The organism is Alcanivorax sp. (genome assembly GCF_014762765.1).
Taxonomy (GTDB): Bacteria; Pseudomonadota; Gammaproteobacteria; order Pseudomonadales; family Alcanivoracaceae; genus Alcanivorax.
Genome location: NZ_JABURH010000090.1, coordinates 6,174 through 24,876 on the forward strand (window position 1 = coordinate 6,174; position 18,703 = coordinate 24,876).

At 57.9% G+C, this 18,703-nt stretch carries 14 protein-coding genes and 1 pseudogene; 11 read left to right on the forward strand and 4 right to left on the reverse strand.

What is annotated here, in order from left to right:
- The 7 genes and pseudogenes from HUJ17_RS04600 to HUJ17_RS04630 form a co-directional block, all read left to right on the forward strand.
- A pseudogene (locus tag HUJ17_RS04600) lies at nucleotides 1–1,218 on the forward strand (hypothetical protein); the annotation flags it as partial.
- 109 nt (nucleotides 1,219–1,327) lie between these two features.
- The gene (pepN, locus tag HUJ17_RS04605) at nucleotides 1,328–3,943 is read left to right on the forward strand and encodes an aminopeptidase N (RefSeq protein WP_290509572.1); all 2,616 of its coding nucleotides are present in this window, start codon (nucleotides 1,328–1,330) and stop codon (nucleotides 3,941–3,943) included.
- A gap of 218 nt (nucleotides 3,944–4,161) precedes the next feature.
- Nucleotides 4,162–6,132 (forward strand): DUF1302 domain-containing protein, encoded by a 1,971-nt coding sequence (locus tag HUJ17_RS04610; protein ID WP_290509573.1) that lies wholly within the window; start codon nucleotides 4,162–4,164, stop codon nucleotides 6,130–6,132.
- Nucleotides 6,133–6,177: 45 nt separating this feature from the next.
- Nucleotides 6,178–7,584: a DUF1329 domain-containing protein gene (locus HUJ17_RS04615; protein WP_290509574.1), complete on the forward strand. Its 1,407-nt coding sequence runs from the start codon at nucleotides 6,178–6,180 to the stop codon at nucleotides 7,582–7,584.
- 116 nt (nucleotides 7,585–7,700) lie between these two features.
- Nucleotides 7,701–8,792: a YCF48-related protein gene (locus HUJ17_RS04620; protein ID WP_290509575.1), complete on the forward strand. Its 1,092-nt coding sequence runs from the start codon at nucleotides 7,701–7,703 to the stop codon at nucleotides 8,790–8,792.
- Between the two features lie 10 nt (nucleotides 8,793–8,802).
- Nucleotides 8,803–11,178 (forward strand): efflux RND transporter permease subunit, encoded by a 2,376-nt coding sequence (locus tag HUJ17_RS04625; RefSeq protein WP_290509576.1) that lies wholly within the window; start codon nucleotides 8,803–8,805, stop codon nucleotides 11,176–11,178.
- Between the two features lie 255 nt (nucleotides 11,179–11,433).
- A complete protein-coding gene (locus HUJ17_RS04630; RefSeq protein ID WP_290509577.1) occupies nucleotides 11,434–12,444 on the forward strand; it encodes a quinone-dependent dihydroorotate dehydrogenase in 1,011 nt (336 codons plus the stop codon).
- A 224-nt stretch (nucleotides 12,445–12,668) separates the two neighbouring features.
- On the opposite strand, the gene rmf is transcribed toward HUJ17_RS04630, so the two are convergent.
- Nucleotides 12,669–12,875 (reverse strand): ribosome modulation factor, encoded by a 207-nt coding sequence (rmf, locus tag HUJ17_RS04635; protein WP_062816500.1) that lies wholly within the window; start codon nucleotides 12,873–12,875, stop codon nucleotides 12,669–12,671.
- A gap of 252 nt (nucleotides 12,876–13,127) precedes the next feature.
- Between rmf and rlmKL the strand changes: the two genes are divergently transcribed.
- Genes rlmKL through HUJ17_RS04650 form a run of 3 tightly spaced genes read left to right on the forward strand, consistent with a single transcriptional unit; the run spans nucleotide 13,128 to nucleotide 15,813 of the window.
- Nucleotides 13,128–15,239, forward strand: a complete 2,112-nt coding sequence (gene rlmKL / locus HUJ17_RS04640) for a bifunctional 23S rRNA (guanine(2069)-N(7))-methyltransferase RlmK/23S rRNA (guanine(2445)-N(2))-methyltransferase RlmL (protein WP_290509578.1) — start codon at nucleotides 13,128–13,130, stop codon at nucleotides 15,237–15,239.
- Complete coding sequence (locus HUJ17_RS04645; protein ID WP_062816502.1) at nucleotides 15,239–15,463, forward strand: glutaredoxin family protein; 225 nt, start codon at nucleotides 15,239–15,241, stop codon at nucleotides 15,461–15,463. Before rlmKL ends, HUJ17_RS04645 begins: the two co-directional genes overlap by 1 nt.
- Nucleotides 15,464–15,507: 44 nt before the next feature.
- Nucleotides 15,508–15,813 (forward strand): DUF6482 family protein, encoded by a 306-nt coding sequence (locus HUJ17_RS04650; protein WP_290509579.1) that lies wholly within the window; start codon nucleotides 15,508–15,510, stop codon nucleotides 15,811–15,813.
- Nucleotides 15,814–15,910: 97 nt separating this feature from the next.
- Here HUJ17_RS04650 and HUJ17_RS04655 read toward each other — a convergent pair whose 3' ends face one another.
- From HUJ17_RS04655 to lexA, 3 genes are read right to left on the reverse strand one after another with little or no spacing between them, the layout of a single operon-like run.
- Nucleotides 15,911–16,732, reverse strand: coding sequence for a TatD family hydrolase (locus HUJ17_RS04655; RefSeq protein ID WP_290509580.1), 822 nt, complete (start codon nucleotides 16,730–16,732; stop codon nucleotides 15,911–15,913).
- A complete protein-coding gene (locus HUJ17_RS04660; RefSeq protein WP_290509581.1) occupies nucleotides 16,680–17,096 on the reverse strand; it encodes a DUF1499 domain-containing protein in 417 nt (138 codons plus the stop codon). The genes HUJ17_RS04655 and HUJ17_RS04660 overlap by 53 nt, the downstream gene beginning before the upstream one ends.
- Before the next feature lie 31 nt (nucleotides 17,097–17,127).
- Nucleotides 17,128–17,742, reverse strand: coding sequence for a transcriptional repressor LexA (gene lexA, locus HUJ17_RS04665; protein WP_062816506.1), 615 nt, complete (start codon nucleotides 17,740–17,742; stop codon nucleotides 17,128–17,130).
- Between the two features lie 317 nt (nucleotides 17,743–18,059).
- Here lexA and HUJ17_RS04670 point away from each other — a divergent pair.
- The coding region (locus HUJ17_RS04670; RefSeq protein ID WP_290509582.1) for a cyclic nucleotide-binding domain-containing protein at nucleotides 18,060–18,703 on the forward strand (644 nt) is incomplete at its 3' end.

Genomic DNA, 18,703 nt, shown 5'->3' on the forward strand with positions numbered 1-18,703 from the left:
AGCGTTGAGTCCGTGCCTTTGCAGGTGACCTTGCCAGAGCCGGATCATGTTCCCTCCAACCCGGCTTTCGGTGGCCTGGATTGCCAGACGGCTCGCCCCTCTGGTTACCCGGTGGTTATCTATATCCACGGCATTACCAGTGACAGGGCCTCCGTGGTTGCTCTTGCCCACAGTCTTGCCTCTGTGTGTGTGGCCACCGTTGCTGTTGACTTGCCCTTGCATGGTGTTACTTCGGGCAGCCAGTTCGCGGCGCTTAATGTAGAGAGCTCTCCGTTAATTCCCTTCGGAGCCCTCTACGGAGCAGATGCGCCCGCCGAGCGGCATTTCAATGATCCGGGCGGTTCTGGGGCGCAGTTCATCAATCTGGCGGTGCTGAACAACACCCGCGATAACATGCGCCAGTCAGTCATGGATCTGCTCAACCTGAATGCCAGTCTCGACAGCATCAGTACCACATTGGGTAATGCGGGTCTGGGTACCCTGGATACCAGCAACGTAAAGGCTGTTGGTGCTTCCCTGGGCGGTATCGTAGGCACGGTTTACTCCACCGTTAACCAGATGGCGATTGGTGCTGAAGGCAGCGTTGGTTTTTCCAGCAATCTCAAGCCTTTGGGTGGACTGGTGGTTTCCGCCGGCGGTAGCCAGCTGACACAGATCCTGAACAACTCCCAGACCTTTGGTCCGGTGATAGAGGCAGGTCTGGCAGCTGCAGGCGTCCAGAAAGGTACCACCAACTTTGAACGCTTCCTGTATGTGGCACAGAGTGCGGTGGATTCCGGTGACCCGGTAAACTTCGCTGAAACCCTGGGATCGCTTGGCGTACCGGTGCTGGTACAGCAGATTGTCGGGGGCGGTGACGCGTCTGGCCTGGGTGATGCCAAGGTCTATACTGCCGATAAGGTAGTGCCAAACAGTGCTGCTGGTGCGCCGCTGGCAGGCACCACTCCATTGGCGGCCTTGTTGAGTGCTAACCAGGTTGGCCCCGGGCTTGCGGATGTCTCTGCGGCAAACGCGCTGGTCAATCTTACCATCGGGCATCATGCTTCCCTGTTGCGCCCCAACGAGGCAAGTGGTCAGCCGGCTACCAATGGTGAGAACGTGGCGACCGCAGAATTGCAGACACAGGTTGCCAGTTTTGTATTGTCACCCTCTCAAACCGCTGTAGGGTCCGCGCCGAATGGCTCCAATACGGCAGCGCCCTTTATCGAAGCCCCATAATGGCTGTATTAACGGGCTGACCGCCAGCCCGTGAAATGGCATAGTCACAACACCCCGCTTAGCGGGGTGTTGTCGTTTTTGTCTGCGTCTTTTGTTCTGGAGTACCCCCATGGATAGCCCGCAAGCTGATGTAAAAACCACCCGCCTGGCTGACTACACCCCGCCCGCTTTTCTTGTCGATCATGTGCAGTTGGACGTAGATCTGCGTGATGGCCAGACTTGGGTAACCAGTACCCTGCAGCTTCGACGCAATCCGGATAATTCGCAGCAAAGTGCCAGTGATCTGGTTCTGGATGGCGAGTGTCTGACCCTGGAGTCGCTGGCAATCGATGGCGAACCCGTTGCGGCAGACCGATATCGTTATGAGAAGGATCAGTTGACCATCGAGAGCGTTCCACAGGCCTTCTCGCTGACGTCCGTCGTGTTGATCGAACCGGAAAAGAATACCGCACTGGAGGGGCTGTATCGCTCCAATGGTATGTACTGCACCCAGTGCGAGGCGGAAGGCTTTCGCCGTATTACCTTCTTTCCGGACCGTCCCGATGTACTGGCCCGGTTTACCACCACGGTGCGAGCGGACAAGAAGCGCTACCCGCTGCTGCTATCCAATGGGAACCCGGTCAATCAAGGCGAGGAGGGCGATCGCCACTGGGTCACCTGGGAAGATCCATTCCCGAAACCCTGCTATTTGTTTGCGTTGGTGGCCGGCGATCTGGCCTGCCTGGAAGACAGCTATACCACCAGTTCCGGTCGTCAGGTGTCGCTGCGGCTTTACGCCGAGCACCGTGATCTGGACAAGCTGGATCACGCCATGCTGTCCCTGAAGAATGCCATGCGCTGGGATGAAGAGACGTATGGGCGTGAGTACGACCTGGATATCTACATGATCGTGGCGGTAAGCCACTTCAATATGGGGGCCATGGAAAACAAGGGTCTCAATATCTTCAATACCGCCTGTGTGCTGGCCCATCCGTCGACCACCACGGATGCCGGTTTTCAGCGGGTGGAATCCGTGGTTGCCCATGAATACTTCCATAACTGGTCGGGTAACCGGGTCACCTGTCGGGACTGGTTTCAGCTCAGCCTCAAGGAAGGCTTCACCGTATTTCGCGACCAGCAGTTTTCTGCTGACATGAACTCCGCTGCGGTTCAGCGGGTGGAGAATGTGGACTTTCTGGTCAACCACCAGTTCCCGGAGGATCAGGGGCCCATGGCCCACCCGGTGCGGCCGGCGGAATACCAGAAAATCGATAATTTCTACACCCTGACGATCTACGAAAAGGGCGCTGAAATTGTCCGCATGCAGTATCACCTGTTGGGGAGTGAGGATTTTCGTCGCGCCACGGACCTGTACTTCGAGCGGTTTGATGGTCAGGCCGTCACCTGTGATGACTTTGTCGCCTGTATGGAGGAGATCTCTGGCCGGGATCTGACCCAGTTCAAGCGCTGGTACAGCCAGGCAGGTACGCCGGTGCTGACGGTGACCGATGGCTGGAAAGAGGGCGAGTACCAGATCTCTTTCCGTCAACACACCCCGCCGACCCCGGGACAGGCGGAGAAGCAACCGCTGATGATCCCGGTACGTCTGGCTCTGCTGGATGAGGCCGGTGAGCCGTTACCGCTCGATGCTGAGGGAAACAGGGAGAAAGTCATTATTCTCGACAGGGAAGCACAGACCCTCAGTTTTGATGCTCCAGGCCCGGTTACGCCTTCCTTGCTGCGCGGTTTTTCTGCCCCGGTAGTGCTGGATTACGCCTACGATCACGATCAGCTGTGTCGCCTGTTGGCCCTCGATAGTGATGGTTACTGTCGCTGGAGCGCCGCCCAGCGGCTTTATTTCTCTGCACTGGATCGTCTGGTGAAGGGGGAGGGTAGCGCAGCGGCCGAGGCGCAAACGCTGCTGCCAGTGCTGGAGCAAGTGATCGGCCGGGCCGATGAAGATCCTGCCCAGGCCGCTCTGCTGCTGTCATTGCCTGGAGAGGTGGCTCTGGGGGACAGACATTCCCCCCTGGATCCGGGCAGTGTGCATGTGGCCCACCAAGCCATGAAGAAGGCCCTGGGCAAGGCGCTGCAGACCCACTGGCTATCCCTGGCGGAGAATCTGATTGCCACCGAGCTGGAAATGGATGGCCGTGCCATGGGGCGTCGCCAGTTGCGCAATCTGGCGCTGGATTACCTGGCGGCGTCCGGTCATCCGGAGGCGCAGCGCCTGGCTGTCGAGCTGTTCGAATTGCCACTTTGCATGACCGAAGAGCTGGCCGCACTGCGGATTCTGGTGCATTACAACCTGGCAGGTGCCAATCAGGCGCTGGCCCAGTTTGCTGAACGCTGGTCTGATGAAGCCCTGGTTATGGATCAGTGGTTTGCCGTTCAGGCTGCCGTTCCCGGGCCGGCGAGCCTGCCCAGAATAGAGGAATTGATGGCGCATTCTGCTTTTGACTGGACCGTTCCGAATCGGGTGCGGGCCCTGGTGGGCACTCTGGCCAATGGCAATCCGTCGGCTTTCCATTCCCCCGACGGGGAAGGGTATCGTCTGTTTGCTGCGGCACTGACCCGACTCGACAGGATTAACCCTCAGATTGCTGCTCGACTGGCCAACGCGGCCGCGCGTATGGCGAAGCTGGAGCCTGGCCGCCGTGGGCAGCTGCAAAATGCCTTGCAGGGGGTCAAAAAGCAGGCCTCGGATAATTTGGGCGAGGTTCTAGGGCGCATACTGGGGGCCTGATTGTCGGGCAGCCCCTGGAATGCACAAAATAGTGATGACTGGCTGGTCGTTAAATGTACACTGAGGGGGGATTTCTTTTTGGTCCCGATATGTAAGAATTAAGACTTAGTCTGGGTGGCGGTGTGCATCGGAGAGAATGATGGGACCGATGTCGCAATGGGAGAAGCCGTGACCCAGGCAAGAACAATAAAGCCATGCATGGCAATTCGGAGAGCTACATGAATAATAATCCCCTGCGCAAAACCAGGTTAGCGATGGCTGTTGCTGGTGCTGCAGCCCTTACCAGCTTGTCAATTCCTGCCTCTGCGGTTCAGCTTCAATTCGATAATCCTGACTGGTCCGGTCGACTGGATACCGCTCTGTCTGTGGGTGCGTTGTTCCGCACAGAAGGGCAGGACCGGATGTTGGCGGCCAACGAAGATGTGGTTGACATGACCCTCAAAGGTTATGGAGCCCAGGTCAACAAGAACGATGCCAACAACAACTTTGACACGGGGCTGGCGTCTCTGGTCTACAAGATTACCCCGGAGATGGAGCTGAACTGGCAGGGGCGTTATGGCATGTTTGTTCGCGCCACAGCGTTCCATGATCAGCAGATTATGGGCGGTGATCATGATGGTGGTGCCCTCATGAAATCGGGCCCCTTCGTGCCGGGTAACGGGTTTACCCGTTATGCCACATATTCCGATTATGCCAACAATGGTATCGGTGACGATTTCAACAGTGATGCAGAGCGTTATGCTGGCCAGCGTGCCCGTATGCTGGATGCCTATGTCTGGGGGAGTTTCGACCTGTTCGAGAAACCCCTGAACGTACGTCTGGGGCAGCAGGTGATCAACTGGGGCGAAGCCCTGTTCATGCAAGGTGGTGTGAATACTGCCAACTACTTCGACCTCAATGCGCTGCGTTTGCCTGGCTCCGAAATCAAGGAAGCCCTGCTACCGCTGGACAGCTTGTACTTTTCCTACGGGTTGACCTTTAACGCCACACTGGAAGGTTTCTACCAGTTCGAGTGGGAAAACTCGGAAGATGCGCCGGCGGGGACCTACTTCTCCACTCATGATGCATTCCCGGGCAGGGGTGCTGACAACGTGATTATTGATGGCCGTGTCGTCGCTCTGGGGGCTGGCGCACCGGGTCTGGAAAATGCGTTTGCTGCCTACACCGCCCAGTTTGGTCCTGGCTACGAGTATGAAGCCACTCAGGTAACGGTTGATCGGATTCGTGATGAAGACGCGAAGGATAATGGCCAGTTTGGTTTGGCCTATCGTTATTTTGCCGAAGCCCTGAATGGTACCGAATTCGCGCTTTACTATACCCGCACTCATGCACGTACCCCTGTGGTGGGTTCGCGCATCAACAAGATCAACACCTCAGGGCTGGCGGGTGTTCCGGAAACCATCGACACCACTGAATACCAGATGGCCTATGTGGAAGACCAGGACATGTTCGGTGCCAGCTTCAACACTGTCGTCGGCACCATGTCTCTGGCGGGCGAACTGGCTTACCGGCCCGAGCGTGCCATTATCAATGAAATCGGCGACAACCTGATCCAGTCTCTGGCAGGTGCAGCAGCAAATCCGGCCCCAACCCTGGGTGATCTGACTCCGCACTGTGTGCGGGCAGAGCTTGGTGGTAGCTGCCTGAGTTCCAACACGGCGGTGCAGGAAGGTCAGCTCTATTACTTCTACGACGAAGTGGAAAGCTATAACGGCTCCCTGGTCAGCATTTTCAACTTCGGACCGACCTGGGGAACCGATGGTTTGATCGCGCTGCTTGAACTTGGCGTTGAGCACATCGAAGGCCTGGAAAACCCGGAACTGGAATATAACTCCACTGCCGCCATTCTTGGTTCCGAGGCCCAGATCCTGAGCCCGGATGATCCCAATAAATATAATCTGGATGACACATCCTGGGGTTATCGTGCGGTCCTGAAGGCGGATTACAACAATATTTTCGCCGGTATTTCCATGAGCCCGAGCGTGCGGATTGCCCACGATGTGAACGGCAACTCCCCGATCGGTGGTAACTTCATGGAAGACCGCAAGGCCGCCACACTGGGGCTGGATTTTGTGTACCTGAACAACCTGGAAGTGGGCATGTCTGCCACCAGCTTCTGGGGCGCCAAATATTCCAACAAGCTGGCGGACCGGAACAACGCTTCGGTTTCTGTTAAGTACTCTTTTTAATTTTTTCCGGGCCGGGTTTCCGGCCCGTTTATTCGGAGAGCAATCATGTTGAAGAAATTGACCGCCATGGGCAGCGCGCTTGCGCTGTCACTGAGCGTAGCGGCCAATGTGCAGGCTGCCGTGTCCGCGCAAGAAGCGGCAAAGTTGGGTAAATCCCTGACTCCGTTCGGGGCTGACGTCAAAGGTAACGGGAAAGCCGTTTCCACTGGCCTTGGCATTCCGGACTGGACCGGTGGTATCCAGAAGAAGGATATCCCCAAGGAATATACCCGCCCCGGCCAGCACCACCCGGACCCTTTCAAAAATGACAAGGTAGTGTTCACCATCACCGCCCAGAACCTGTCCAAGTATGCGGACAAGGTGCCTGAGGGTGTGCAGGGTATGCTGAAAACCTACCCGGATACTTTCAAACTCAATGTCTACCCGAGCCGTCGCTCTACCTCCGCACCGCAATGGGTTTACGACAATACCAAGAGCAATGCTACCAAGGCTTCATTGGCAGAAACTGGCGTTAACAATGCCTTCGGCGGGATTCCTTTCCCGATTCTGAGTGGCAGCAACGAAGACAAGGCCCTGCAGGCGATCTGGAACCATATCCTGCGTTGGCGAGGTCTGTACGTGGTACGTCGTGCTTCGGAAGTGGCGGTGCAGCGTAACGGTGCCTACTCCCTGATCACCTCTCAGCAGGAAGTGTACTTCCGTTACTACGATCCCAAGTACAACTTCGACAGCCTGGACAACATCATTTTCTACTACCTGTCCTTCACCAAGGCGCCGGCACGTCTGGCCGGTGGGGCGGTGCTGGTTCATGAAATGCTCGACCAGAAGAAAATGCCGCGTCAGGCCTGGGGTTACAACGCCGGCCAGCGTCGTGTTCGTCGTGCTCCCAACCTGGCCTACGACACCCCGATCGCTGCAGCCGACGGCCTGCGTACCGCCGATGACACCGATATGTATAACGGTGCCCCGGACAAGTACAACTGGAAGCTGGTCCATGAAAAGCCGGTGGAAATGTTTATTCCCTACAACAACTACAAGATGGACAGCCCGGATGTGAAATACGAAACCCTGCTGCAACAGGGCCACGTAAACCCGGACTACCAGCGTTGGGAACTACACCGCGTATGGGTCGTGGAAGCCAACCTGAAGGAAGGTGAGCGCCATATCTACGAGAAGCGTCGTTTCTACATTGATGCGGATTCCTGGCAGATTGCCGCCATCGACCAGTACGACCGTCGTGATGAGCTGTGGCGTGTGAGCCTGGCCTATATCAAGAACTACTACGAGGTACCGACCCAGTGGACCGCTTTGGATACCTTCCACGATCTGCGGGCCCAGCGGTACCACGTACAGTTCCTGGATAACGAAGAGCCGTCCATTCTGGATTACAGCCAGCCGGTACCGGATGATCGTTATTTCCATCCGGCCGCCCTGCGCCGCCGTGGACGGTAATGACAAGAAAAGGCTGACCGTTTAACGGCAGCTCTGGCAACGCGACCGGGACGCCCATGGCCCCCGGTCGTTTTGCACTCGGCTCGGCATACGAGCCTTCGGGAAGAGATGGGACAATGAGAAAAACACTTCTGCTGGCTACTGCAGCCATGCTGTCTGCCCCTTTGCAGGCACAGTTTATCGATAACAAGTCGCCGCTGGTGACTGCCAACAACTATCTGGACCTGGCTGATGCCGGTGGCCGGATTGTGGCGGTGGGTGACCGTGGCAAAATTCTTTACTCCGATGATCAGGGAGAGCACTGGCAGGCGGCCAAGACGCCTGAAGAAGTCCTTCTGACAGCGGTCTGTTTCGCTGACGCCCGCAACGGCTGGGCTGTCGGCCACGATGCCGTGGTGCTCGGCACCCGCGATGGCGGGGAAAGCTGGACACTGCAATACAGCGATCCGCTGGGCGGCAGTGATGACAGTGACACCGTGGATGAAGAGCTGGACGATCTGTCCATGGACGATATCTATGGTGACCCCTACGAAGACGACGCCTACGGCGACGACCTCTACAGTGACGATCCCTACGAGGAGACCGCAGCGGCTCCGGTTGATACTTCCGGTGCGCCGCTGCTGGATGTCCACTGCGAAAGCCGGGACAGGGCTGTGGCGGTTGGTGGTTATGGGTATTACCTGGAGACCTCAAATGGAGGGGATACCTGGAACAAGCGCAGCAATGCGCTGAGCAACAATGATGGCTGGCACCTTTACGGTTACGCGGCAGCGCCGGCGAGCAGCGACCATTATCTGGTTGGTGAAAAAGGCGTCATCTTTCGTTCCGCGGACAAGGGCGAGAATTGGGAAGCGTTGAGCAGTCCCTATGACGGAACCCTGTTCGGGGCAACCCCGATTTCCGACTATCAGGTGCTGGTTTACGGCCTGCAAGGCAATGTGTGGTTAACCGCCAATCGTGGCAGCAGCTGGGTCAAGGTGCCCAGCAAGCTGACCCGTGGTGTGAATGATGGCACGGTGCTGGAGGACGGCACGGTGGTGCTGGTCACCAATGCCGGCGGCATTCTCACCAGCCATGATGGTGGTCAAACCTTCTCCCTGCGGTTCCTTCCGGACCGTGAATCCATCTCCGCAGTCTTGCCCAGGAAAAAGGGCGGCGTTCTGATCGCCGGCCAGGGTGGGGTGCGTGTGATTGAAGACGTGAAATAAGGGGCACAGCATGTCAGGTCGTATTTCCAAAACCATTGCCAACGGGCTGTTCTCCATTCGTCCCGTCGTCCTGCTGCTGTTCGTGGCAGCGACTGTCTTTCTGGGCCTGCAGGCCAGCAAGATTCAGCTCAACACGGATATCCGGAAAATGGTCCCGTTGGGCCATCCCTATATCCAGAACTTCCTGGAACACAAGGATGATATGAGTCTGGGTAACGATGTGCGTGTCATCGTTGCCGAAACGCAAAGCGACGATATCTTCAATGCGCAGTATATGACTGCACTCAAGGAAATCACCGATGAGGTGTTTGCCCTTGATGGCGTGGATCCGAGCAAGATCAGTTCGCTCTGGACCAGTAATGTGCGCTGGAACGAGGTAACCGAACAGGGCTTCCAGGGCGGTGAGGTGATTCCCGCTGGTTACGATGGCAGCGAGGCCAGCCTGGAAGATCTGCGCACCAATGTTCTGCGTTCGGGCCAGGTAGGCCGATTGGTTGCGGATAATTTCCAATCCAGCGTAGTGCATGCGCATTTGCTGGATGCTCTGGGCGAAAACGGTGTAGATATTCCCGCCTTGTCCGCCCGTCTGGAAGAGATCCGCCGGACCTACCAGGACAAGTATCCCAATGTCCGCATACATATCGTCGGTCTGGCCAAAAAAGCCGGCGATGTGATGGCTGCGGCAGAAGAAGTCGCCATGTTCTTCTTCTTCACCCTGGCCCTGATCGCGGTACTGTTGCTCATCGATACCCGCTGTTTGCGCAGTGCCATGACGGTGACAGTGTGCTCCTTCGTGGCGGTCATCTGGCAGCTCGGTATTGTCAGTACCCTGGGTTTCACCATTGACCCATACTCCATGCTGGTGCCGTTTCTGGTGTTTGCCATTGCAGTCTCCCACGGCGTGCAAATCGTCAATACCCTGGCCAACTATGCTGCAGAAGGGCAAACCCCGCTGGATGCAGCACGCAATACGTTCCAGTCTCTGTATGTGCCCGGCATGGTGGCGCTGGTTTCCGATGCCATCGGTTTCCTGACGCTCTATATCATCGATGTGGGTGTGATCCGCGAACTGGCCATGGCTGCCAGTATCGGGGTTGCCGTGATCATTATCACCAACCTGCTTGTGGTGCCGACGGTGCTGTCCTATCTGGGTGTGAGCGGTGCTGCCGTGCGCAAGATCCAGGCTGGTGACAAGAAAGAGCACCCACTGGCGGGGCTGTTTGCCCGCTTTACCCGTAAACCCCTGGCGGCCATTTCCATTGTGATAGCCGTAGCCGGTTACGGGGTAGGCATCTACATGAGTCAGGATCTCAAAATCGGTGACCTGGACAAGGGCGCGCCGGAACTGTGGCCGGACCCGTGTGAAGAGATGGATTGCCCGCGCGGTTATGAGCCCAAGCCCCGCTATCGCTATAACCATGACGTGAACTTCCTGGTGTCCAATTATTCCGTCAGCGCGGATGTGCTGGTGGTGATGGGGAAAACGCCGGTGGAGTCCTGTAATACCTACCCGGCCATGGAGACCGTGGACGATTTGTCCTGGACCCTGCGCAGTGTGGAAGGCGTGCAGGATGTGGTCAGTATCGCCTCCGCCACCAAGCTGATCGCTACCAACATGAATGAGGGCTCTCTGAAGTGGGCCACCATTTCACGGGATCAGTATGCGCTCAACAACGTCATGAGCTTCATGCCTGACAGCCTCTACAATCTGGACTGTTCCCTGGCGCCGGTATACGTGTTCCTGGATGACCACAAGGCAGAAACCCTGGATCGCGTTACCGCCGCGGTGGCGGATTTTGCCGAAAAACGTAATAACGAAGAGGTCATCGAGTTCAAGCTGGCGTCAGGTAATGCCGGTGTGGAAGCCGCTACCAACCAGACCATCGAGGCCAACCAGTATCCCATGCTGGCGCTGGTGTACGCGGTGGTATCCATTCTGGTGTTGATTGCCTTCCGCTCCATTCGTGCGGTGATCTGTATCATCGTGCCTCTGGGACTGACATCCATCCTTTGCCAGGCGCTGATGGCGCATCTGGGTATCGGTGTGAAAGTGGCCACCCTGCCAGTGATTGCATTGGGTGTGGGTATTGGTGTGGATTACGGTATTTATATCTACAGCAAGCTGGCCCACTACCTGAAACAGGGGATGGACCTGGAGTCTGCCTACCGGGAAACCCTCAAGACTACCGGCAAGGCGGTGGCCTTTACAGGTATCACCCTGGCGGTGGGCGTGATCTTCTGGGCGTTCAGCTCCATCAAATTCCAGGCGGATATGGGTATCCTGCTCACCTTCATGTTCCTCTGGAACATGATCGGCGCCCTGTGGCTGCTGCCTGCGCTGGGTGCTTTCCTGCTCAAGCCAGAGGCTGGTCATGGTCGTCAGTAGAGCTAACTGACGCGCTGGTTTCTGTTGGTTATTTTTAAGCCCGGCTCCGCCGGGCTTTTTTTATCGGAGGGCGAACCAGGCGGTAAGCCAGCCGACTGGGTTGGAGCGTTGCTCGCAAAGCGAAGCTTGCCGCCAAACCGGCGTCTGGATAGCGGCACTGCGAACCTGTATCCCAAGCGCTGTCCGACACAAAACATCGAAGTGACCGGGTAGCTTGGCTATAATGCCGGCCATTATCACAATCCGGGTTGTCCCATGCTGTACTCCCTTGCTCGCCCCCTGTTGTTTTCCCTGTCTGAAGAACATGCCCATGAACTGACTCTGGCCATGCTGCGTAAGCGGGCCGGCAAGTTGTGGCCGGGAAACGTACCGGCTTCGCCACGGGAGGTGATGGGCATCGAGTTCCCCAATCCGGTGGGCCTGGCAGCGGGCCTGGACAAGAATGGTGATTGCATTGACGGTCTGGCAGATCTTGGCTTTGGCTTTATCGAGGTGGGTACGGTCACGCCACGCCCGCAACCGGGTAACCCCCAGCCGCGGCTGTTTCGCCTGCCCAGGGCCGAGGCGCTGATCAACCGCATGGGCTTCAATAATCTCGGGGTGGATTATCTGGTCGGTGCGGTCAAACAGAGCCGCTACAAAGGTGTGCTGGGCATCAATATTGGCAAGAACAAGGACACCCCGGTGGAAGATGCGGTGCAGGATTACCTGAGCTGCCAGCAGAAGGTCCACGCCTATGCCTCCTATCTGGTGGTGAACGTCTCTTCGCCGAATACCCCGGGCCTGCGTAGCTTGCAGCATGGTGATGCGCTGAATGAATTGCTGGGGACCTTGCGCGAAGCCCAGACCCGGCTGGACCAGCAGCATCGCCGCCGCGTACCGCTGGTGATCAAGATTGCCCCGGACAACAGCGAAGAAGAGCTGCGCGCCATGGGCGAAGCCTTTGTCCAGCACGGCATCGATGGCGTTTGCGTGGGCAACACCACCCTGTCCCGGGAAGGGGTGCAGGGTCTGCCCAGGGGCGATGAACAGGGCGGCCTCAGCGGCGCCCCCCTCAAACCCATCGCCAACCAGGCTCTGGCTACCATGAGCGAGACCCTGAAAGGGCGAATTCCGATTATCGGAGTGGGCGGCATCAACAGCGCTGCAGATGCACTGGAGAAGCAGCGCCTGGGTGCCGATCTGGTACAGATCTACAGCGGCCTGATTTACCAGGGACCGGGGCTGATCGGTGATATCGCCCGGGCCTGGCCGAAAGGGTTATAGGCCCCAGCTGTTCTGGCAGCAGTTAAATTTTTACCACAGAGGTCACAGAGAACGCAGAGTTAAAATGTTCTTCCTCAGTGAGCTCTGTGTCCTCTGTGGTGAAATATGATTTTCCGGCTTGGCATCAGGCGCTGTGGCGCGATGCGAAAATTAAAAAGGGCCCGGGAGGGGCCCTGTGGGTCGGCACTTGACGCGCCGGCGCGGTGTTGAACTGGGTTAAGGTGTTAGCCGATATTTTTCAGGTTCTGAATACTGGAGACCCCCAGCATTCCTTGTGCGAAATCCGTGCGACCTTCGCGCCAGCCGCCCATCCAGTTGGTACGTGCACTGAGGGTGCCAAATGGGCATTCTTCACGGGATTTTCCATCCAGGCCGGCGTTGTATCCCCGGCTGTAGGCGCGGTCGTCTTTGTTTCTTTTTTGTCGCTTCATAGACGCTTTCCCTTTCACAGATAGCGGTATTGAAAAAGACCCCTGGCAGAGAACAAGGCCAGTTATCGGGGTCGACCATTTCAGTATGGGAAAGCGCTGGGGTAGTGTCGAATATCATGTAGCAATATGGTTCGTGCTTGTTAAGCATATGACGTATAAAGGGCAGCTTGATGACAGTTTGTGTAACGCATTGAAAGTTAAATAGTTAATTTTTTCGTTGCGCATAAAACAGTCACTTACGAGGTATCAGTAATGGAATTTGTGGCCACCAGCATGCCCGGTATTGCCGAGTTGCTGGCCGATGAACTGTCGTCACTGGGGATATCGGTAACAGAAACCGGCCGGGCCCATGTGGCGTTTACCGGTGGTACCGCAGATGCCCTCCGGGTCTGTCTATGGTCGCGGCTTGCCGAGCGGGTGCTGTTGTCCCTGGCGACACTGGGGGTGACCCCGGATATCGCCCCGGAAAAGCTGGCCGCCAGCCAGGACTGGCTGGCGCTGGTGGGCAATGATGCGCCCCTGCATATCCATCTGGAGCACGGGGTGGGGGTGCGTGGTGATAACCGCATCAGCACCAAGCGGTTTATTCAGGCGTTGCCACCGCAGTTCACGGTATCCCGGGATGCCCGTGGCAGTTGCTGTATCCGAGCCCGGCTGGACCCCAACGAAGCGCACCTGTGGCTGGATCTGGCCGGTGATCCGCTGCACCGGCGCGGTTACCGGCTGGCCGGGGGGCGGGCGCCCCTGCGTGAAACCCTGGCTGCAGCCATGCTGTGGGCCGCCGGTTGGCGCCGGGGCAATCATCCGGCGGCGCTGATGGATCCGTTCTGTGGCTCCGGCACCCTGCTGATCGAAGCCGCGCAGATTGCCGCTGGCTGGGCGGCCGGGGCCCAGCGCAAGCACTACGGTTTTCAGCAGTGGCGCGGTTGTCGTCGTCAGCTCTGGCAGGAAGCTATGGAGGAGGCCGCAGAAAGCGTCCGCCAGCCGCTGCCGGAGATGGCCCTGAAGGGATTTGATGTGGATGGCCGGGCTATCCAGCTGGCCCAGCAGAATGCGGAGCGGGCCGGTGTCCGCCAGGCAATTCACTTCGAGCGCCGTGAACTGGGTGCCCTGCGTCCCCGGGATTTTGCCGATCAGGGCTTGCTGGTTGCCAACCCGCCCTGGGGCGAGCGTCTGGATGAACAGCAACAGGCCGGCTGGCTGCATTTTGCCCTGGGTCGTTTGCTGGCCAGGCTGGCGCCGAACTGGCAGGCGGTGTTGCTGGGAGCCGATGCGGAAGTCATGGATCGCTCCGGCATGGATCTGCAGAGCCAGTGGCGACTGAAGAACGGGCCGTTCAACAACTTCATTCGCCTGTATCACTCTCGCCAGCCGGCCCCGGTGGAGGTGGTGACCATCGCAGAGTCATCCGCCTTTGAGGTGCCGGAAGGGGCGCAACCGCTGGTCAATCGCCTGCGCAAGAATGGCAAGCACCTGCGCCGCTGGCTGGAGCGGGAAGATATCCAGTGTTATCGCCTCTACGACCGGGATTTGCCCGAGTTCAATGTGGCAGTGGACATCTACGGCGATCAGGTGCTGGTGCAGGAGTTCAAGGCGCCGAAAACGGTTGATCCGGAAAAGGCCAAGCATCGTCGGGATCTGGCGGTAACCGCCGTGCGCGCCGCCCTGGGCGTGCACCGGGAGCAGGTGCATCTGCGCACCCGTGAGCGCCAGAAAGGCAACCAGCAGTATCAGAAGCTGGATGGCCAGGGGCGTTACCGGCTGGTGCGGGAAGGGCAGGCACAGTTGCTTATCAACCTGCAGGACTATCTGGACACCGGCCTGTTTCTGGATCATAGGCCCACGCGGCTGAAGATTGCCGAGGAAGCCAGCGGTAAGCGCTTCCTTAACCTGTTTGCCTACACCGGCTCAGCCACTGTGCACGCAGCGGTGGGGGGCGCCAAACGCACGGTCACCGTGGATGCCTCCAAGCGCTACCTGGAATGGGCGGCCTGCAATCTGGCGGCCAACGGGTTCTCCACCGACCAGCACGAGTTGGTGCGCGCCGATACCATGCGCTGGCTGGACGAATGCCAGGAGCAGTTTGATCTGGTGTTCTGTGATCCGCCCACCTTTTCCAACAACAAGTCGCGCAGTGACTTCGTGGTGGAAGAGCACCATGGCGAGCTGATCCGCAAGATCATGCGCCGGCTGGAGCCGGGCGGGGTGCTGTATTTTTCCTGCAACTACCGCCGTTTCGAACTCGACCCGAGTATCAGCAAGTGGTATCAGGTAGACGATATTACCCGCTGGAGCATCCCGGAGGACTTCCGCCGGAATGACAGGATTCATGTCTGCTATGCCATTCGGCATGTGGAGGACTGATGAGTGTAGTGCTTTACACCACGGTGGGCTGCCATCTCTGTGAACAGGCCCGGGAGCTGGTGTCCACGGTGGCACCGGATATCACGCTGACGCTGGTTGATGTGGCTGAGGATGATGAGTTGCTGGCGCGATACGGCGAACGCATTCCCGTGTTGATGAAGGAGGGGCGAGAGCTGGGTTGGCCTTTTGGTCTGCTGGATGTGCAGCAATTTCTGGCAGGTTGAGTGATTGATGCGGGCTTCACAGCCGTGGAGCCATTATTGCTCACATGGAAACCATCAGCCCGAAGAAACTACACAAGCGCAAAGCCGATGAGGTTGAGATCTTCTCAGCCTGCCTGTCCGTCTGCACCGTCAAGGTCCGCTTCGGTGATACCTGGTACTGGGTGGCCGATGACAGCGGTAAGGTCATGCGCTTCAACGGCCCCGAACACGCCAATAACCAGCTCCAGACCCTGTCCACTGGCACGGCCCATCTGCTGCATCATTCCGCCCACGCGGAAATGGTTGGCCAGCCGGAAGGGGAGGTGATCCCGCCTCTACGGGTGCGCTTTCACTGGAGAAGCCAGGCCTGATCTGTTGGAGCCTTGCTCGCAAGGCGAAGGCTTGGTGCAGTTCCCTCTCTCGGGAAGCTTCGCTTTGCGAGCAAAGCTCCAACGAGGTCTGGTTTGCTTATCTGAACAGCGCTCGCGCGTTTTCACTCGTCATGCCCGCCACCTGGGCCACATCCTGCCCCCGCAAACTCGCTACCCGTTTACCGATCCAAGGCAGCAATGAAGGTTCATTGCGTCGCTTCTTCGGGGGCGGTTCCGGTAGATCCCGCGGCAGCAGATAGGGGGCATCGGTTTCCAGCAACAGTCGGTTATCCGGAATATTGTGCACCAGCTCTGCCAGCGGCTTGCCCCGGCGCTCATCACAGACCCAGCCGGTAATGCCGATATGGCAATCCAGGTCCAGATAATCGAAAAGTGCCTCGCGGGAACCGGTAAAGCAATGCACTACGGCACCCACAAGGTGATCACGATAGGCTTTCAGGATGGGCGCGAAGCGTTCATGGGCATCACGTTCATGGAGAAACACCGGTAGCTTATGCTCCACTGCCAGTGCCAGCTGGGCCTCGAAGGCGTGCTCCTGGTCGGAACGCGGGGAAAAGTCTCGATTGAAGTCCAGCCCCATCTCGCCGGCGGCTTTTACGCGCTGCTGTCCCAGTAGTTCACGCAGTTCATTTTCCAGCGCCGGCGAGTAGAAGCGGGCGCTATGGGGGTGCAGGCCGGCAGTGGCAAACAAATCGTCGTGTTGACTTGCCAGCGCTATGGCCTGGCGGGATTCTTCCACATTGGTACCGGTGAGCAATTGCCAGGTCACCCCGGCGGAGCGGGCGCGTGCCAGTACCTGGTCGCGATCGTCCTGGAACTGCTTGTCGGTCAGGTTGACGCCGATATCAGCCCAATGAACGGGAGCCGTGTTGAGGGTAGTGTTGTGAGGTGCTGTCATCAGGGGCCTGCTCCGCCAGTTGTTCGCGCAGGGATTCTACCCGACGGCGGTTGGCACCTAAATCCCAGTAACCCACCCGGGATGCGGACCGTACTTCTACCATGCCATCTTCACGGACATAAAAAGTCACATCATCCACGAAGCGAAGCAGGCGACTGGAGAAGCGGGCCTGAATGCGGGACTGACCGACCACGTCGAATTCAACCCGGGGTAACTGGCGTAACAGTGCCTGCAGGCGGACCATGCTTGCCTGGCGGGTTTGTGCGACCTTCAGTGGAGCGACCCGGCGGTCCTCATCGGTTGCCAGGCTGGACACGCAGTTGGGCGAATTCGGGCAGGGGGCGAGCAGATGCGTATCGGACATGGCGACGGCACTCATCAATAGCAGAATGGCACTAGTAAGAATTCGGATCACGGATCAGCCCCACAAAAATACCCTCGATGATCAACTGATCCGCCGGCACCTTGATGGGCTCATACGCCTCATTGGCCGGTAGCAGGGTAGCGCTGGATTTGTTCAACTTTAGGGTCTTCACTGTGACTTCTTCGTCAATGCGGGCTACCACGATTTCGCCGGAGCGGGCCACGTTGGATTTACGTACGGCAATCAGGTCGCCATCGAAAATACCTGCCTCGATCATGCTGTCGCCCTGTACTTTTAACAGGTAGGTCGGCCGCTGCTTGAACAGCCCCTGGGGCACGGGAACTGTGCGCTCCACATTTTCGATTGCCTCGATGGGGACCCCGGCTGCTACCTTGCCCACTACCGGTAGTTCTTCTTCAGACCAGAACGCATTGTCGAGTAACTGAATCCCGCGGGAGCGGTCACTGTGGAGTTTTATGAAGCCTTTGCGCTCCAGAGCTCTCAGATGGTCAGAGGCGGCGTTCTTGGACTGGAAGCCCATGATGTCGGCAATTTCCGCGCGAGTCGGCGCCATACCGGTATCGGCTATGCATTCGCGGATACAGTCCAGCACCTGTTGCTGGCGATCGGTGAGTTTGCTGCTCATAACCTTCTCCATGTTTCCCGCAGGTTTTCGGTTCCATGCCCGGGCGTCATTGACGCTTATGGCTAACCGGGTTGTCAGCCGAGGCTGACAAACAGTGCTACAAAACCGATGCTAGCATAGGTACTGATAATATGAACAGTGCTATTTGAACAGTTGTTGGGCGCCGGTTTATGGCTGTTTGGGGAGGATAACGTTGCCCTGTGAGGACGCCGGTACTAGCATACTGCAGAGAGTTGCTGATCCGTTGTGGATGTTCGTGTTAATTCGCACGGGGTCAGGTTCTTCGCTAAGAATTCCATCAGACCTGGGGATAGTAGATGGAGCAGGCCAATAATAATGACTTCGGCCAGCAACGAATCCGGCAGTTGTTGTCCGGTGTGCCGTTTTTCAATGAAATTGCCCGCGACGATCAGCATGAATTCGCGCATCTGGAGCGCAATACGCGCCTGTGGGTGGCAGGTTCCGGTGACACGGTTATTCGTGCCGGGGATGTGGATTCCACCTTGTATTTCCTGTTGCGGGGGCAACTGGAAGTGCTCTCGGAGCATGCCGGCGACACGCCACTTTATTACGTTTCTCCCGGTGAAGTCTTCGGCACCCTTTCCATGCTGCTGGGCACGCCGCGCAGCGCCACTATCAAGGTGGCAGAGAATGCCCGCGAAGCCGTGCTGGCAAGCCTGGACTTCAATCAGTTCAACGAGGATGACGGTCCTTATTCACTGGCGACGCGGCTGGCCTTTTTCCACATGATCGTTCATCACATCCGTTGGACGCTGGAAGTCAAAAGAATGCAGTCTCCGGATCACGAGCTGGTCCAGTCCATGCGCAAACTCCCGGTGTTTCACGGCGAGAAAGGCAGCCGGGAAGAACTGGCGGCCCTCAAGGTTCAGGCCCAGGGACTGGCGGAGCTGCTATGTCGCTGGAACGAGGAAGGGCCGGAAGGGACAGGGGCGTTGCAGCT

What these genes read in the sequence shown, in the direction of transcription:
- HUJ17_RS04630 (WP_290509577.1), top strand. Translation starts at nt 11,434, where the DNA reads ATGCTGTACTCCCTTGCTCGCCCCCTGTTGTTTTCCCTGTCTGAAGAA.
- HUJ17_RS04650 (WP_290509579.1), top strand. Translation starts at nt 15,508, where the DNA reads ATGGAAACCATCAGCCCGAAGAAACTACACAAGCGCAAAGCCGATGAG.
- HUJ17_RS04660 (WP_290509581.1), bottom strand. Translation starts at nt 17,096, where the DNA reads ATGTCCGATACGCATCTGCTCGCCCCCTGCCCGAATTCGCCCAACTGC.
- lexA (WP_062816506.1), bottom strand. Translation starts at nt 17,742, where the DNA reads ATGAGCAGCAAACTCACCGATCGCCAGCAACAGGTGCTGGACTGTATC.
- HUJ17_RS04610 (WP_290509573.1), top strand. Translation starts at nt 4,162, where the DNA reads ATGAATAATAATCCCCTGCGCAAAACCAGGTTAGCGATGGCTGTTGCT.
- HUJ17_RS04655 (WP_290509580.1), bottom strand. Translation starts at nt 16,732, where the DNA reads ATGACAGCACCTCACAACACTACCCTCAACACGGCTCCCGTTCATTGG.
- pepN (WP_290509572.1), top strand. Translation starts at nt 1,328, where the DNA reads ATGGATAGCCCGCAAGCTGATGTAAAAACCACCCGCCTGGCTGACTAC.
- HUJ17_RS04625 (WP_290509576.1), top strand. Translation starts at nt 8,803, where the DNA reads ATGTCAGGTCGTATTTCCAAAACCATTGCCAACGGGCTGTTCTCCATT.
- HUJ17_RS04645 (WP_062816502.1), top strand. Translation starts at nt 15,239, where the DNA reads ATGAGTGTAGTGCTTTACACCACGGTGGGCTGCCATCTCTGTGAACAG.
- HUJ17_RS04620 (WP_290509575.1), top strand. Translation starts at nt 7,701, where the DNA reads ATGAGAAAAACACTTCTGCTGGCTACTGCAGCCATGCTGTCTGCCCCT.
- rmf (WP_062816500.1), bottom strand. Translation starts at nt 12,875, where the DNA reads ATGAAGCGACAAAAAAGAAACAAAGACGACCGCGCCTACAGCCGGGGA.
- rlmKL (WP_290509578.1), top strand. Translation starts at nt 13,128, where the DNA reads ATGGAATTTGTGGCCACCAGCATGCCCGGTATTGCCGAGTTGCTGGCC.
- HUJ17_RS04615 (WP_290509574.1), top strand. Translation starts at nt 6,178, where the DNA reads ATGTTGAAGAAATTGACCGCCATGGGCAGCGCGCTTGCGCTGTCACTG.